Below are 15404 nucleotides of genomic sequence, written 5' to 3'. Positions count from 1 at the left end.
TTAGCAGTATGAAGAACACTATAGCCGAACGTATTGCCGATTTCCTTAAACGCTTCCCTCCTTTTGATTTGCTTAAAAAAAATCAGTTGTTGGAGATTGCTGTTCAGGTTACTATTAAGTATCTCGACAAAGGTCAAGTAATCTACAACCAAAACGACACATTACACCAGCATTTTTATATTATTCACAAAGGTGCTGTGTCGCTAAAAAAGACTATTAACAACACGTCTGAAGTGATTGATAAGTTTGACGAAGGCGATGTGTTTGGACTTCGTCCGCTTTTCGCACAAGAAAACTATGCCATTACCTCCATAACCGAAGAAGAATGTATATTATACAGTATTCCTATTGAGGTCTTTAAACCTATGGCCGAAAAAAACAAAGAGGTAGGTAAATACCTTTTGGAGAGTTTTGCTTCCAATACCGAAAACCCTTTTTCTAAAGAACATCAACTGCGCTTTTTTTCGGATACCGAAATTGTCTTAAACCCAACCGATAACTTATTTGAGCTACAACCAGTAAGCTACATTAAAAAAATTGTTACTGCTAAGCCTACTTCAAAAATTAAAACCATTGCAAAACTAATGAGCTCCAAAAACATTGGCTCAATAATTATTGAAGACAATGGTTTGCCCTTGGGTATTGTTACCGATAAAGACCTTAGAAATAAAGTTGCTACTGGCTTACATACCATTAAAGAGCCTGTTAAAAATGTAATGAGTGCTCCTGTGCTTTGTTATCCTAAAAACTTAACCATTGCTCAAGCACAAATTACCATGATGAAACATAAAATTGGGCATTTGTGTATTACCGAAGATGGCACACCAAACTCTAAACTCATTGGTTTAGTCTCTGAGCATGATATGACGCTTATGAAGGGAAATAACCCTTCTGTGTTAATGAAAGCGATTAAACGTACTAACAGCACCAAAGACCTTAAACGTGTACGAGAAAAAATAGCCATTTTACTAAAAGGCTATATCCTACAAAATATTCCATTGACACATACAAGCAAGATTATTTTTGAATTAAATGATGCCACAATAAAGCGAATTATTGAACGATGCCTTGAGAAAATGAAAGAAGAGCCTCCTGTTAAGTTTGCGTGGATGTCTCTTGGCAGTCAAGGACGTAAGGAACAGCTTTTACAAACCGATCAGGACAATGCTATTGTGTTTGAAAATGTCCCAAAAGAAGAACTTGAAACCGTTAGAGACTATTTTTTAAAACTGGCAAAAAAGGTCAACAAGCGTTTAAACACTATAGGTTTTGAGTTTTGTAATGCAGATATGATGGCTAAAAACCCTAAGTGGTGTTTAAGTCTTGATGAATGGAAAGCACAATTCAGTAACTGGACCTCCAATACAGGAAATGATGAAATCCTACTCTCTTCTATTTTCTTTGACTTTGATATTAGTTATGGCGAAGCATCACTCACCAATGCCTTGTCAGACCATGTATTAAGTATAACCAAAACCAATTCGGTGTTTTTAAGCAAATTGGGTGTAAATGCTTTAAGAAGTGCGTCACCACTTGGTTTCTTTAGACAGTTTCTTGTTGAAAGTGATGGTAAGCATAAAGACTTTTTCGATTTAAAAAAACGTGCACTTATGCCTTTAATTGATGCTGGTCGTTTGCTAACACTAACGTATCAAATCAAAAACATCAACAATACTGCTGAGCGATTTGAAAAACTTGCTGAACTGTTTCCTGAAAACAAGGAACTTTACTTATCGTCTTCTTATGCGTTTAAGGCTATCCTTAAGTTTAGAACCAAACACGGACTTCTAAATAACGACAATGGAAGATTTATAGCTCTTGAAGTCTTAACCAAAGAAGAAAAGATGAAACTAAAGCGTTGTTTTAAAACCATAGCAACACTGCAAGAGTTTATTAAAATAAGGTTTAACCTAAGTACTCTAGTATAATGTTATCTTTTTTTAATAAAAAACCAACACCTGAATATCCAAAGTATTGGTTAGACTATGAGGCTTTGTTTGCTACCACTAAACGCAGTGAATTGCACAATACACGCTTTGTTGTTCTTGATACTGAAACTACGGGTTTTGATTATGAAAAAGACCGTGTACTATGCATTGGTGCTGTTGATGTTTTTAATAATGAAATCAATGTTGCCAACGCCTTTGAAGTATATATTAAACAAGAACATTTTAATGAAAACACCGTAGAGATTCACGGAATCATAAAAAATGAACGTATAGAAACCACAACCGAAGAAGATGCCTTAAAGCTGTTCTTAAATTATATTGGCAATAGCATTTTAGTGGCGCATCATGCACGATTTGACATCACTATGATTAACAAAATGCTTCTGCGTCATAACTTACCCAAACTTAAAAACAGGGTTTTAGATACTGTAAATTTATATCGCGCGACACGCATTAAATCTAACCTTATTAAACAAGATAAATACACCCTTGACGAAATTGCAGAAAATTATGTGCTTGATGTTTCTGATAGACATACAGCTGCTGGAGATGCACTTCTCACTGCCATTATATTCTTAAAAACAACAACAATATTAAAGAATAACAAAGGGTTAACTCTAAAAAAAATGTTCAAACTATAAGCTTTCGTTAAAAAACTAGTAGCTTTTCTCAAACGTTTTAGTTTACGTATCTTTACAGCTCTAAAACATCATTTCATGAAAACATTTAAAGCATCTGTAAACAATACAGATCATTTTGAAATTTCAAACGAAAACATCCAAAACCTTGATGTCGTTCCTACAAAAGCAAATACATTTCACATTCTAAAAAATAATCAATCTTTTAATGCTGAAATCATAAAAAAAGATTTCAATAACAAAACCTATGCTGTGAAAGTAAACAACACAGTATATAATGTTGCAATTGCTGATTATTTAGATCAACTTATTAAAGACATGGGATTTGAAGTAGGTGCTTCTAAACATGTAAACGATATAAAAGCGCCAATGCCAGGGCTTATCCTAGATATTAGCATATCACAAGGTCAAGAAGTTAAAGAAAATGACACATTGCTTATCCTTGAAGCTATGAAGATGGAAAACGTATTAACATCTCCTCGTGATGGTGTTATAAAAACCATTTCTGTAGCAAAAGGCGATGCTGTTGACAAAAACCAACTATTAATAGAATTTGAGTAGAACTCAAGAGGTGAGAAAAGAGATAAAAGAAATGATAAAATAGAGATCAAATATATACGTCTTTATTCTCTATTCTCTGCTCTCTATTCTCTGCTCTCTATTCTATCTTCTATTATCTAAAAAGAACATCTAAAACATGAATATTAAAAAAATATTAGTAGCAAACCGAGGCGAAATTGCCATTCGTGTCATGCGAACTGCAAAAAAAATGGGTATAAAAACGGTTGCCGTTTATTCCACTATAGATAGACATGCGCCACATGTAAAGTATGCTGATGAAGCTGTTTTAATTGGTGAAGCACCTTCTAATCAATCGTACTTATTAGGTGATAAAATTATACAAGTCGCTAAAGACCTTAACGTAGATGCCATTCATCCTGGTTATGGATTCCTTTCTGAAAATGCTGACTTTGCCGAATTATGCGAAGCCAACAACATTACCTTTATAGGGCCAAAAAGCAAAGCCATAAAAATTATGGGAAGCAAGCTAGCAGCCAAAGACGCTGTTAAAGCTTATAACATTCCTATGGTTCCAGGAACCGACGAAGCTATTACAGATATTGCTGAAGCCAAAAACATTGCCACAGGCATTGGGTTTCCTATCTTAATAAAAGCCTCTGCTGGTGGCGGCGGAAAAGGCATGCGTATTGTTGAAAAAGAAGCCGATTTTGAATCACAAATGGATCGTGCCATTAGTGAAGCCGTTAACGCCTTTGGTGATGGTTCGGTATTTATTGAGAAATATGTAGCATCGCCTCGTCATATTGAAATTCAGGTGATGGCAGATACACATGGCAACATCATTCATTTATTTGAGCGCGAATGTAGTATTCAACGTCGTCATCAAAAAGTGGTTGAAGAAGCGCCATCATCTGTACTAACTCCAGAGTTACGTGCTAAAATGGGTGAAGCTGCTGTAAAAGTGGCAAAAGCCTGCGATTATATTGGTGCTGGAACAGTTGAGTTTTTGTTAGATGAAAACCACAACTTCTACTTCTTGGAAATGAATACGCGTTTGCAAGTAGAACATCCTGTTACCGAATTAATCACAAAAACCGATTTGGTTGAACAACAAATTCGTGTGGCTCGTGGTGAAGTTTTAGCCATAAAACAAGCCGATTTAAGCATTCATGGTCATGCTTTGGAACTACGTGTTTATGCTGAAGATCCGCTAAATGATTTCTTACCAAGTGTTGGTCATTTAGATGTGTATCAATTGCCAGTTGGTGAAAACATTCGTGTAGATAACGGTTTTGAGCAAGGTATGGATATTCCTATTTATTACGACCCTATGCTTTCTAAATTAATCACTTACGGAACGACGCGTGATGAGGCTATTCAACTTATGATAAAAGCGATAGAAAACTATCAAATTGAAGGTATTCAAACCACTCTTCCATTTGGAACGTTTGTTTGTGAACACGATGCTTTCCGTTCAGGTGATTTTGACACTCATTTTGTTAAAAAACATTACTCTCCAGAAGCTATTAAAGCCAAACAAGAAACTGAAGCAAACATTGCAGCACTTATTGCTGTAAAACAGTATCTGGAAGACCAAAAGGTATTACGAACTTGTCATTCCGCACTTGATGCGGAATCCAAGAGAAATTGACAAAGTGGATCCTGCGTCACCCAATCGAGTTGAGCACAAGCGTAGCGCAGGATGACAAAGAACAACAATACTGTCATTCCGCACTTGATGCGGAATCCATAAAATAAACGCAGTGGATCCTGCGTCGTAGCGCAGGATGACAAAGAGAATGGTAAAGTGCATCGAAAGAAATTTAAAACAGTAACTCTGTCATTCCGCACTACGATGCGGAATCCATTTACAAATCGAAATGTTTAAATAAAAAAGTGTCAATGTAAATATTTCAAAAATGAAAGGAAATTATTACCAATTTTATGTTTACATATTAACAAATAAAAAGAACGGAACACTTTACATTGGTATGACAAATGATTTAGAACGAAGAGTATTTGAGCACAAAGCAAAACTTATAGAAGGTTTTACTAAAAATTATGGATTAGACAAATTAGTGTACTTTGAACAATTTCAATATGTAAATGATGCAATAAAAAGAGAAAAGCAATTAAAAAATTGGAATAGACAATGGAAGATTGACCTAATTGAAGCTGAAAATAAAAACTGGAATGATTTAGCAGAAGATTGGATATATTAAATAGATCCTGAATCAATACTGAATCAAGTTCAGCACAAGGTTCAGGATGACAAGAATAGCAATACTGTCATTCCGCACTGCGATGCGGAATCCATAAAACGAAAGCAGTGGATCCTGCGTCGTAGCGCAGGATGACAAAGAAAATGATACAAGTACAACGAGATAAAATCAGAACAATTACTCGTCATTCCGCACTTGATGCGGAATCCTAGAAAAATCAACGTAGTGGATCCTGCGTCGTAGCGCAGGATGACAAAACAAAAACATACATGCTATGCAAGACAAAATAAAAGACTTAAACGAAAAATTAGCCCAAGCCTATTTAGGTGGTGGCGAAAAACGTATAGAAAAACAACATGCCAACAAGAAACTAACGGCTCGCGAACGCGTGCAATATGTATTAGATGAAGGCTCGTTTGAAGAAATTGGTGCTTTAGTGACGCATCGTACCAAGGACTTTGGTATGGACAAACAGCAATTTTATGGCGATGGCGTTGTAACAGGTTATGGTACTATTGATGGTCGCTTGGTGTACATTTTTGCGCAAGACTTCACCGTATTTGGTGGTTCGCTTTCTGAAACTCACGCCGAAAAGATTTGTAAAATTATGGACCTTGCTGTTAAAGTTGGTGCGCCATTAATTGGATTGAATGATTCTGGTGGTGCACGTATTCAAGAAGGTGTGCGCTCGCTTGGTGGTTATGCCGATATTTTTTACAGAAATGTACAAGCATCAGGTGTTATTCCGCAGTTATCTGCCATAATGGGACCTTGTGCTGGTGGTGCTGTTTATTCCCCTGCCATGACCGATTTTACCCTTATGGTTGAAAACACCAGTTATATGTTTGTAACTGGACCAAATGTGGTTAAAACTGTGACGAATGAAACTGTAACTTCTGAAGAACTTGGTGGTGCATCTACACACGCATCAAAATCTGGCGTGGCTCATAAAACGTCAACAAATGATGTGGAATGTTTGGAAGACGTCAAAAAACTATTGAGTTACTTACCTCAAAACAACCAAGAAAAGCCAAAAGCCTTACCGTTTGAATTAGGTGATGAATTGAGAGAACAATTATCTGACATTGTTCCTGATAATGCCAACAAGCCTTATGATATGCACGAGGTTATTTCTGGTATTATTGACGAAGATTCATTTTACGAGATTCATAAAGACCATGCCGAAAACATTATTGTTGGTTTTGCGAGATTAGGCGGAAAATCTATTGGTATTGTTGCCAATCAACCTATGTTTCTAGCAGGTGTATTAGATGTCAACAGTTCTAAAAAAGCAGCGCGATTTGTACGTTTTTGTGACGCATTCAATATTCCATTGTTAACGCTAGAAGATGTTCCTGGTTTCTTACCTGGAACTGACCAAGAATGGAATGGTATTATTGTTCATGGTGCTAAATTATTGTATGCTTTTAGCGAAGCCACTGTACCAAGAATAACGGTTATCACCCGAAAAGCTTATGGTGGTGCTTATGACGTGATGAACTCTAAACACATTGGTTCTGATATGAACTTTGCATGGCCTAGTGCTGAAATTGCTGTAATGGGTGCCAAAGGTGCTGCGGAAATTATCTTTAGAAAAGAGATAAAAGACGCTGATGACCCTGAAGCCAAATGGAAAGAGAAAGAAGCTGAATATGCTGAAAAATTTGCTAATCCTTACAGTGCTACCGAACGTGGTTTTATTGATGAAGTGATTTTACCAAAAGATACACGACGTAAATTGATAAAAGCCTTTGCGATGCTTGAGGACAAACATGTAGACACGCCAAAACGTAAACATGGTAACATTCCGTTGTAATTTTTAGTATCTTTATGATAATCAACTTTTAATCATACTATTATGAAAAAATTACTGATATCACTAACACTATTGGTGTCTTGCGTAACAGGGTTTGCGCAGACTCCAGAAGAAATGAAAGCATGGCAGGACAACATGACTCCTGGCAAATACCATAAATGGTTAGCTGCTATGAATGGTGAATGGAACGCTACTGTAAAAATGTGGATGGATCCTTCGCAACCACCTTCAGAATCTAAAGCAACTACCACTAATGAAATGATCATGAATGGACTGTACCAACGTTCATCGCATAATGGTGAAATGATGGGAATGCCTTTTATGGGAGAAAGCATTACAGGCTATGATAATGCTAAAAAAGAATTTATTCCACTTGGATTGATAATTTTGGAAGCAGTATCATGCTCATGAAAGGACAGTTGGATGAAAAAACCAACACCTTAACCCTTGAAGGCAGTATGCTAGATCCTGCAAACGGACAAGACATGCAAGTCAAAGAAGTGTTTACTGTATTATCTGAAACCTCTCACAAATTTGAAATGTTTATCGTTATGGGAGACCAAGAAATGAAAAGCATGGAAATAGTTTACACAAAAAAGTAACAATAAAAAAGGAGTCTTCATAAGACTCCTTTTCTTCCCTCATAACTAATTGTTACTTACTTAATAACAACTTTTTGTGTTGACACATAATTACCACTAGTCATTCTTACAACATAAATTCCTGATGCAATATCATTTACTTTAATTAGGTTATCTCCAGAACTTAGTTTTCCTTTTTTCACTAAGCCTCCTACTACGTTATAAATAACATAATCATAATCAAACTCAGTTGGTATATTAATATATAGCAACCCATCTGTTACAGGATTAGGATATAACTTTGGAGCATTACCATCTATTGGTGATGTTTCATCAATACCTAATGTATTATTATTAATACTTATCTCCCAAAGACCTCTTCCGTACGTTCCTGCAATTAATTTATCAACTGTATAGTTTATTTCAATATCGTTTATGATAACATTTGGTAAACCTTGACCTAATGGTTGCCAATCATTGACTCCTGTTTTGTAATAAACACCTAACTCTGTACCTAAAAACAAAATTTCTTCACTTTGATTTTGCTTCAAAACAACTTGCTTTGCCAAAATATTAGGTAAACCAGAAGATATGTTTGCCCAAGTCAATCCTCCATCTGTTGATTTGAAAACCTTAGAACCATCTACATACCCTTTAATTGTAGCATAAACAATATTGGGGTTAGATTGATTAAAAGTTACTGAATTCATATCAGCAGATACAGATGGTTCTACTATAGCTGACCAAGACACTCCATCATTTAATGATTTTCTTCCTCCATTCTCACCAATAACAAATAAGCTATTACCAAAGGTTTCAATAAACTCTATTTGTCCAGCTCCAGAGTTTAGGTTAGTCCATGTATCTCCTTTGTTTGTAGATTTATATATTTCACCAAAACCACCATATAAAGTTGTGGATACTGTTGAATTCATTTTCATTGTCCACACAAATGGCGCTCCAGAAGGTGTTGTAATATCAACATCACCAGCATAATTATTGGCAAAACCAGAATCTGTTCTAATGAGAGAGCCATTTTGTCCACCTAAATATCTAATAGAAGGGTTAGTATAGTCAATAGCAGTACAAGTTCCATCACCTGCTAAGGCAGACACCCACTTTAAAGTACCGTCTTTCATCTCCAAACTATAACCGTCATTATCTTGGTTTCCTATTATTTTATGATCTTCACTTTGAGGAGAAATAGCTACCGAATATAATTGTGTAATTAATACACCATCTGACATGTACTCAACACCTGGTTTTTCTTCCGAAACTGTTGGATAATTAAAGTAAATTAATCCTCCATCATTACATGCCCAAAATGAATACCCATTGTCTAAATACCCCATTTCATGTATATCTGCATGTCCATAAGATCCTGCCGAACTATTGTCTTCCCATGCATTATTAAGAGTAGTATACCACACGCCTCCATTATTATCAGAGTTTATAGCATCTACGCTTCCACTAATTATTAAACCATCTTTTACGACCAAAGCTTGATTGTATGCTCCTTGAGGGTTATAATTTGTTGTTGGATTTCCTAAATCGGTTAAAGCAGGAACTGATGCTGCAGGATTGTAAGTTGATATTTGTCCTGCTTTGTTTTGAACATAAAATATACCTGTTGCTAAATCTGATGTCACAGCATGTCTTTCATAGTTTATACCTACAGGTTTTATTATTGACCATGTGTTACCATAGTTAGATGAAAACAGTAATCCTCCCCAACTATCAGCACACATTATATTTGCTCCATTTCTGTGAAACTTTCCTATTTGGGCATCATTATAAACATGCGTATAAACGTTGGTCCATGTTGCACCTCCATCTGTTGTTTTCTTTATATATTGATTAGTTCCTACGATTACAGTGTTATCATTTATTACTATTAAATTAGACGTTGTCTCTTGTTGAGACAAACTAAATGTTAATCCTGTTGATTGAAATGTTTCTCCAAAATCAGTAGATTTTAATACTCCTATGGATTTTATATGGTCAGCATCATAATCGCCTGTAGACACATATATAGTTCCTGGTGCATTAGCATCAGTAGAACTACTTTTAATATCAGTCACTCCAATTCCTGCTATAAAATCTAACTTAGGTTCCCAAGTGATACCGTTATCTATAGATTTCCAAACTCCTCCATTAGGCGCACTTACAAAGAGTACATTTTCGGTTTCAGGTACTTTTTGAAATCTTAAAAAATTAGTGAGCCTACCCATTTGTGGATAATTAGAGTAACCATTAGCATCTGGCACTCCTTGAGGACCAACATTAACCCACGATTGAGAACTTTGAGTACTTCTAGACATTTGTCCTACAGAAGGTTGTATTACTCCATTTCTATCAATAATACCTGCATTGTAATATCCCAAAAGTTCATTTGGAAAATTACCGTTTGCATCTACTCTATCTTTCCAGTAATATGCCCAACGTTCAAATTGTTTAATTTTTTTAATATCGGTTTTTGAAGTACTGTTTTTTAGTGGTTCTAATTCTTGTCTTACAGTATTGACAATTTCAAAGTAATTACTTCCCTTTTTATTAGGAGCATTTTTGTAATTTGTAGTTTGCGAAAATACTACTGTAGTAAAAAAACACAGTAGAAAAAAGTAGCATTTTTTCATTTTTGATATTGTTTGATTAATAGTTGCACAAATATCAAAAACCCTGTATTTAAAATTGATTTTATAGGTACTCACCTACTACGCACCACACAATTTTACTGGCTTTTTTAAAACATTTACAATTGTGTAAGATAGTCTAATAATGAAACGCCTTTATCTTTAAGTTGTAGTTTTTTTCCTATACGATAGCGTTTACTTTCAATAGACCGTTCTGTAGTATTTAAAAAGACCGAAATTTCTTTGTTTTTAAATCCAGTATGTATGTAGTAACAGATAATTAAATCTGAAGAAGTCAATTTAGGATGTTTAGAACTCATCTTATTAAAAAAAGCAACGTTAAGCTCATTAATAAGTTCTAAATGATTTTCACTTTTATTAAGCAATGTTGATGAGTTTAAATGTATGCTCTTGTACATTTGTTTTATTTCATTTTTTTGGTCGTTTACATCGCTTATAGCAGCTATTTGCTTTATATTATGTTTTATATCTTCTATATAACCTTCTAAACCTTTAACTTTTACTTTTAGTTTTTCATGGTTAGACTGTAAATAGGCATATTCGCTATCTTTTTTTATAAATTTATTAATTCTTTTCTTAAAAGTATTATACTTTACAACTACTAAACTGATTAAACCTAATAACACTATTACAAGCCCTAAAATATAGTATCTGTTAACATATTTTTTCTTAGTCTCAAGACGTAACTGCCTTTCTGAATCTAGTAATGCTGTGTTTATTTCTAAGCTTGCATCAATATTTTCTACTAACTCATTTTCATGAAATAATTGTAAAGAATCCACATATTTTTTTTTTGTTTTTTAAATCTGTTTTAGAATCATAATAATTTAAAAAAACAGTGTAATAGTTTTCCAAATCAGCATCACTCATATAATTACGTAAAGGTTTAGCTTTATTTAAATATATAAATGAAGAGTCTATTTCTTTTTGTTTTAAATGTTGATCAGCAAGACAAGTATAAATAGTCACCAAATGAGCATCGTGTAATGGTGGAGAAATAGTTGTATCGTTTTTTATACGCTCTAAATGGTAAAGGTATTTATGTGCTTTATCAATATTATACAAGTGTGTGTAATTAGATGACAGCATAAACAGTGCATACATATAGTAATAACCATCATCTGTTATGTTTTTATACTCTTCAAGATGCTGTAACGTTAATTCATTACTTTTTTTAAAATTGTGATTATACATCTCAATGAAAGCGTACATTTGCTTAATTTCTATTAAGCCATTATAATTATTGTCGAGGGTATAAAAAGCTTTAGCTTTCTCAAGATATTTCACATCGGCTTTACCATCATTAATAATAAATATATTGTAAAACAGTTCAATACTACTCATGCCTGCAATATCATACTTTTGTTCTTGCTCAGCATATTTTAAAGCCAACATAAAGTTTTGAAACTCTTTTGCTCCTTCATTAAGTCTATCATTTATAAGTGCTTTTAATTGGTAATACTCTGCAAGTCTACCAGCTATAGACGTAGTTACTGGCTCTGGTATAGAATCTAAATACTGCTGCGCCAGTTTAGGCTTAATGGAGTAATAGATATCGGCAGAATCGATATACCTAAAAACATCTTGACTATTTTTATTTTGTCCAAATGAAACCATACAGCAACATAAAACACACAATATACTTTTGTAATAATTAGTCATTTATTCACTTTAAAATATGGAATAAATATAGCTATTAGTTTTAAAATTTAACACAGAGGTTTTTTTAATAACAATTACTAAGACGTAAATACACTTTTAGCATATTTATTTTAACAATTTCACAAAAAAAGAGCTCCTTATTTATCGATTAAGGAGTTTTTCTTTTTTTAAGATAGCTTTAAGACTTTACATTCAATTCAATACAGTAAAACAAGGTACTTTTGTAGCATGCGAAAAAAACCAGCTTTCAAAATTGAGTTTATAGCACTTATGGCATCTTTGATGTCTATTGTAGCCCTTTCCATAGATGCTTTATTACCTGCTTTACCGCAAATAGGTGATGCTTTGGGTGTAAGCGACCCTCATCAAAATCAGTATTTAATTACCATGATTTTTTTAGGTATTGGGTTTGGACAACTAGTATTTGGTCCACTATCGGATAGTTTTGGTAGAAAGCCCATGGTGTACTTTGGGTTTGCTGTGTTTGTTATAGCAAGTATCATTTGTGTAACCACCAATGATTTTACGGTTATGCTTATAGCTCGTGTGCTTCAAGGTGTGGGTCTGTCCTCTCCTAGAACCATTGCTGTCGCTATGACACGCGATACTTACAGTGGTGACTTTATGGCTAAGGTACTTTCCATAATTGTAATGTTCTTTATTTTGGTGCCTATTGTAGCGCCAACTTTTGGACAGCTCCTCCTCGACTTTTTCAATTGGCAATCTATTTTTAATGCCAACTTAATTATAGGTTTAATCATTGTGCTTTGGTTTTGGAAACGACAACCAGAAACCATTTCGCCTAAAAAACGTATTCCGTTTAAGCCTTCTATATTTATAAGTGGTACTAAAGAGTTTTTTAAATATAAAGATGCTATTGCCTTTACTCTAGTGTCTGGTTTTATTACAGGTTCGTTTATGGTGTATTTAAGCACATCTCAACAAATCTTTCAGGTGCAGTATGATCTTGGGGATATGTTTCCTTATATTTTTGCGAGTACTGCCTTTTCGGTTGGGTTTGCAACCTTTAGCAATAGCCAATTGGTTATTAGGTTTGGGTCGTTTAATATTGCTTATACTGCTGGTATTGCGTACACTATTATCTCATTGCTATATGTAGTCTTGTTTCACACAGGTGTTAACCCTAGTGTGCATGTTTTGATTACCTTTTTTATTCTGCAGTTTTTTGCTGTTGGTTTTCTTTTTGGAAACTTACGCTCTCTAGCTATGGAACCTTTAGGACATATTGCTGGTATTGGGTCGGCAATTAATGGTTTTGTATCTACCGTTATGGCTGTTCCTATTGCCAACTATATAGGAAGTTTTGTCACCACTTCTGCATTACCACTATTTATAGGGTTTTCGGTATTTGGAATATTATCAGTACTAGTGTTTGCATGGTTGCGTAACGCACAAAAAAAGACCTTAGCAACAGCTTAATCTTTATCGGTTGTTGGTCTTCTGTTTTAATAAATACAGTTATCTTTACTACATCATTTTAAGTTATACGTTATGAAACCAAAACACCTATTGCTGTTAAGCCTGTGCCTCGTCTTGTTAGTTCCTACCAATGCCAATGTGAAATGGGGAAAAACAGGTCATCGTACTGTTGGAGCCATAGCTGATAACTATTTAACAGCTAGGTCTAAACGTATGATTAAAAAACTGCTTAATCATGAGTCTTTAGCTTTTGTATCGACCTATCCTGATGAAATTAAAGCCGATGATCGTTTCAGCCAGTTTTACACTTGGCACTATATAAACATGCCACTAGATGCCGATTATGATGCCTCTAAACAACATCCTGATGGCGACTTGGTTTCTGGTATTGCTCACTGTAAAGCCGTATTGCAAAACCCTGATGCTACACCTGAGGATAAAGCGTTTTACTTACGTATGCTTGTGCATCTTATTGGCGATTTACACCAACCTATGCATATTGGTTTAGCCGAAGATAGAGGTGGCAACGATTTTAAATTACAGTGGTTTTATAAAGACACCAACCTGCATTCGGTATGGGATACTAAAATGATTGACGACTATGGCATGAGTTATACCGAACTTGCCGCTAATGCCAATTACCTTACCAAAGCCGAAGTAAAAGCCATACAACAAGGTACAGTTATTGATTGGGTCAATGAAACCCATATTCTTACACGAGAAGTATATGCCAATGTAGAACAAGGAGAAAACTTAAGACACAAATACTCTTATGCCTATTTGCACGTTGCTAGAACACAACTACAAAAAGCAGGTATTCGACTTGCAGAAGTGTTGAATAGTGTGTTGTAGCGCAATACTCTTAAAGTAATTACAATAATTTCATTACCAACTCATTAACAGGTAGTTATCAACATTACTTTGTTTATATTTTCAATACACGCAGGTTAAAACATTGTGTTTTAATGCTTTACTTTATTTGTATTAAATTCATTTTTTACGTTATGAAAAAACAAGCTAAAAACGTAACCCAGTCTCCCCAAAATTTACCTAACACACCTAACGGACTAATACTGGATTTAGCTATAGCCAATGAAGAAGAATGGTACACCACAGCAGATATGATGTACCACTTTAAGCTAAGCCGAAGCAGTATTTACCGTTTACGTATGAAGAACATTATACCTGCTTTAAAACTTGGTGGCACTGTGGTGTATCCTAAAACCTTAGTCAATAAGATTTTAATGAACATGGCATTGCAAAATGTAAATGGGTCAATTAAAGAATAACTGATACTGTTTACACTCCTGAATAAAAAATTAATAGCATTTTTAAAGTGAATAGTGATAACTCTTTATGTCTTTTGTCATTATAAAAACACAAGTGTCATTGCGAACCTTTAGGCTGTCGCTCAAGACAGGCTAAAGTGAAGCAATCTTTATGTTTAAAAAAGACTGCTTCGTTATACTCGCAGTGACAAAAAGGATGAGACTGCCACGTCGCTATGCTTCTCGCAGTGACGTTTGTGATGGTGTCATTGCGAAGCCTTTAGGCTGTGGCAATCTATCCTTCATACTCTAACAAAACTTTTTCATACAAATCTTCCCAAGCGGGATTCATACCTTGTATCAACGCTTCTTTTTTCGCTCTACTCCCTGCTTTCAATTGTTTTTCTCTTCCTATGGCATCACCAATCATTTGAAACGCTTCATAGTATACTAGTTTATTTATACGATAACGCGTGGTAAATGCCTTAGGATCACTTTGTGCTTTGTGCTGTTGCACACGTAATATCAAATTTGAAGTAACACCTACATATAATGTTGTATTATTATAATTGGTGAGTATGTAAATAAAGCCTGGTTTCATAAGACATTGATAACATATTAGTTATTAATACCAATATACTCATTTTTGAGA

The 15404-nt window shown here is 34.7% G+C and carries 13 protein-coding genes and 1 pseudogene; 10 read left to right on the top strand and 4 right to left on the bottom strand.

Going from position 1 to position 15404, the window contains the following annotated elements; all coding sequences use genetic code 11:
* The first annotated feature begins 8 nt into the window (after positions 1–8).
* The 7 genes and pseudogenes from ACQ0RB_RS08115 (at position 9) to ACQ0RB_RS08085 (ending at position 7749) form a co-directional block, all read left to right on the top strand.
* The gene (locus ACQ0RB_RS08115; RefSeq protein WP_129760727.1) at positions 9–1928 is read left to right on the top strand and encodes a DUF294 nucleotidyltransferase-like domain-containing protein; all 1920 of its coding nucleotides are present in this window, start codon (positions 9–11) and stop codon (positions 1926–1928) included.
* A complete protein-coding gene (locus tag ACQ0RB_RS08110; RefSeq protein WP_430497711.1) occupies positions 1928–2590 on the top strand; it encodes a 3'-5' exonuclease in 663 nt (220 codons plus the stop codon). The genes ACQ0RB_RS08115 and ACQ0RB_RS08110 overlap by 1 nt, the downstream gene beginning before the upstream one ends.
* A gap of 75 nt (positions 2591–2665) precedes the next feature.
* Positions 2666–3148 carry a biotin/lipoyl-containing protein gene (locus tag ACQ0RB_RS08105; protein WP_430497709.1) on the top strand — a complete coding sequence of 161 codons (483 nt, stop codon included), beginning with the start codon at positions 2666–2668 and terminating at the stop codon, positions 3146–3148.
* A gap of 142 nt (positions 3149–3290) precedes the next feature.
* Positions 3291–4760, top strand: coding sequence for an acetyl-CoA carboxylase biotin carboxylase subunit (gene accC / locus ACQ0RB_RS08100; protein WP_430497962.1), 1470 nt, complete (start codon positions 3291–3293; stop codon positions 4758–4760).
* A gap of 268 nt (positions 4761–5028) precedes the next feature.
* Entirely contained in the window at positions 5029–5331 is a 303-nt protein-coding gene (locus ACQ0RB_RS08095; protein ID WP_191860097.1) for a GIY-YIG nuclease family protein, read from the top strand.
* A 274-nt stretch (positions 5332–5605) separates the two neighbouring features.
* Positions 5606–7147 carry an acyl-CoA carboxylase subunit beta gene (locus ACQ0RB_RS08090; protein ID WP_335975167.1) on the top strand — a complete coding sequence of 514 codons (1542 nt, stop codon included), beginning with the start codon at positions 5606–5608 and terminating at the stop codon, positions 7145–7147.
* 42 nt (positions 7148–7189) lie between these two features.
* Positions 7190–7749: pseudogene (locus tag ACQ0RB_RS08085) on the top strand (DUF1579 domain-containing protein).
* A gap of 56 nt (positions 7750–7805) precedes the next feature.
* Here the strand turns inward: ACQ0RB_RS08085 and ACQ0RB_RS08080 are convergent.
* The 3 genes from ACQ0RB_RS08080 to ACQ0RB_RS08070 all read right to left on the bottom strand — a co-directional run bounded on the left by ACQ0RB_RS08080 (position 7806) and on the right by ACQ0RB_RS08070 (position 11999).
* Positions 7806–10364 (bottom strand): T9SS type A sorting domain-containing protein, encoded by a 2559-nt coding sequence (locus ACQ0RB_RS08080; protein ID WP_430497706.1) that lies wholly within the window; start codon positions 10362–10364, stop codon positions 7806–7808.
* A 116-nt stretch (positions 10365–10480) separates the two neighbouring features.
* The gene (locus tag ACQ0RB_RS08075; RefSeq protein WP_430497704.1) at positions 10481–11164 is read right to left on the bottom strand and encodes a helix-turn-helix transcriptional regulator; all 684 of its coding nucleotides are present in this window, start codon (positions 11162–11164) and stop codon (positions 10481–10483) included.
* The gene (locus ACQ0RB_RS08070) at positions 11139–11999 is read right to left on the bottom strand and encodes a hypothetical protein (protein WP_430497702.1); all 861 of its coding nucleotides are present in this window, start codon (positions 11997–11999) and stop codon (positions 11139–11141) included. The genes ACQ0RB_RS08075 and ACQ0RB_RS08070 overlap by 26 nt, the downstream gene beginning before the upstream one ends.
* A gap of 273 nt (positions 12000–12272) precedes the next feature.
* Here ACQ0RB_RS08070 and ACQ0RB_RS08065 point away from each other — a divergent pair, with 273 nt between their 5' ends.
* The 3 genes from ACQ0RB_RS08065 to ACQ0RB_RS08055 all read left to right on the top strand — a co-directional run bounded on the left by ACQ0RB_RS08065 (position 12273) and on the right by ACQ0RB_RS08055 (position 14773).
* Positions 12273–13484, top strand: coding sequence for a multidrug effflux MFS transporter (locus tag ACQ0RB_RS08065; RefSeq protein WP_430497700.1), 1212 nt, complete (start codon positions 12273–12275; stop codon positions 13482–13484).
* Positions 13485–13556: 72 nt separating this feature from the next.
* Positions 13557–14336, top strand: a complete 780-nt coding sequence (locus ACQ0RB_RS08060) for a S1/P1 nuclease (RefSeq protein ID WP_430497698.1) — start codon at positions 13557–13559, stop codon at positions 14334–14336.
* Positions 14337–14488: 152 nt separating this feature from the next.
* Positions 14489–14773, top strand: a complete 285-nt coding sequence (locus tag ACQ0RB_RS08055; RefSeq protein WP_430497696.1) for a helix-turn-helix domain-containing protein — start codon at positions 14489–14491, stop codon at positions 14771–14773.
* 274 nt (positions 14774–15047) lie between these two features.
* On the opposite strand, the gene ACQ0RB_RS08050 is transcribed toward ACQ0RB_RS08055, so the two are convergent.
* Entirely contained in the window at positions 15048–15353 is a 306-nt protein-coding gene (locus tag ACQ0RB_RS08050) for a GIY-YIG nuclease family protein (protein ID WP_129760718.1), read from the bottom strand.
* Positions 15354–15404: the final 51 nt, after the last annotated feature.

Source organism: Gaetbulibacter sp. PBL-D1, from assembly GCF_050509525.1.
GTDB classification, from domain to species: Bacteria; Bacteroidota; Bacteroidia; order Flavobacteriales; family Flavobacteriaceae; genus Gaetbulibacter_B; species Gaetbulibacter_B jejuensis.
The sequence above is the reverse complement of the archived record's forward strand: the minus strand, read 5'-3'. Positions and strand labels throughout refer to the sequence as shown.

Coding starts and splice junctions, on each gene's coding strand:
- ACQ0RB_RS08115 (WP_129760727.1), top strand. CDS start 9: ATGAAGAACACTATAGCCGAACGTATTGCCGATTTCCTTAAACGCTTC.
- ACQ0RB_RS08110 (WP_430497711.1), top strand. CDS start 1,928: ATGTTATCTTTTTTTAATAAAAAACCAACACCTGAATATCCAAAGTAT.
- ACQ0RB_RS08105 (WP_430497709.1), top strand. CDS start 2,666: ATGAAAACATTTAAAGCATCTGTAAACAATACAGATCATTTTGAAATT.
- ACQ0RB_RS08095 (WP_191860097.1), top strand. CDS start 5,029: ATGAAAGGAAATTATTACCAATTTTATGTTTACATATTAACAAATAAA.
- ACQ0RB_RS08090 (WP_335975167.1), top strand. CDS start 5,606: ATGCAAGACAAAATAAAAGACTTAAACGAAAAATTAGCCCAAGCCTAT.
- ACQ0RB_RS08080 (WP_430497706.1), bottom strand. CDS start 10,364: ATGAAAAAATGCTACTTTTTTCTACTGTGTTTTTTTACTACAGTAGTA.
- ACQ0RB_RS08070 (WP_430497702.1), bottom strand. CDS start 11,999: ATGGTTTCATTTGGACAAAATAAAAATAGTCAAGATGTTTTTAGGTAT.
- ACQ0RB_RS08065 (WP_430497700.1), top strand. CDS start 12,273: ATGCGAAAAAAACCAGCTTTCAAAATTGAGTTTATAGCACTTATGGCA.
- ACQ0RB_RS08060 (WP_430497698.1), top strand. CDS start 13,557: ATGAAACCAAAACACCTATTGCTGTTAAGCCTGTGCCTCGTCTTGTTA.
- ACQ0RB_RS08055 (WP_430497696.1), top strand. CDS start 14,489: ATGAAAAAACAAGCTAAAAACGTAACCCAGTCTCCCCAAAATTTACCT.
- ACQ0RB_RS08050 (WP_129760718.1), bottom strand. CDS start 15,353: ATGAAACCAGGCTTTATTTACATACTCACCAATTATAATAATACAACA.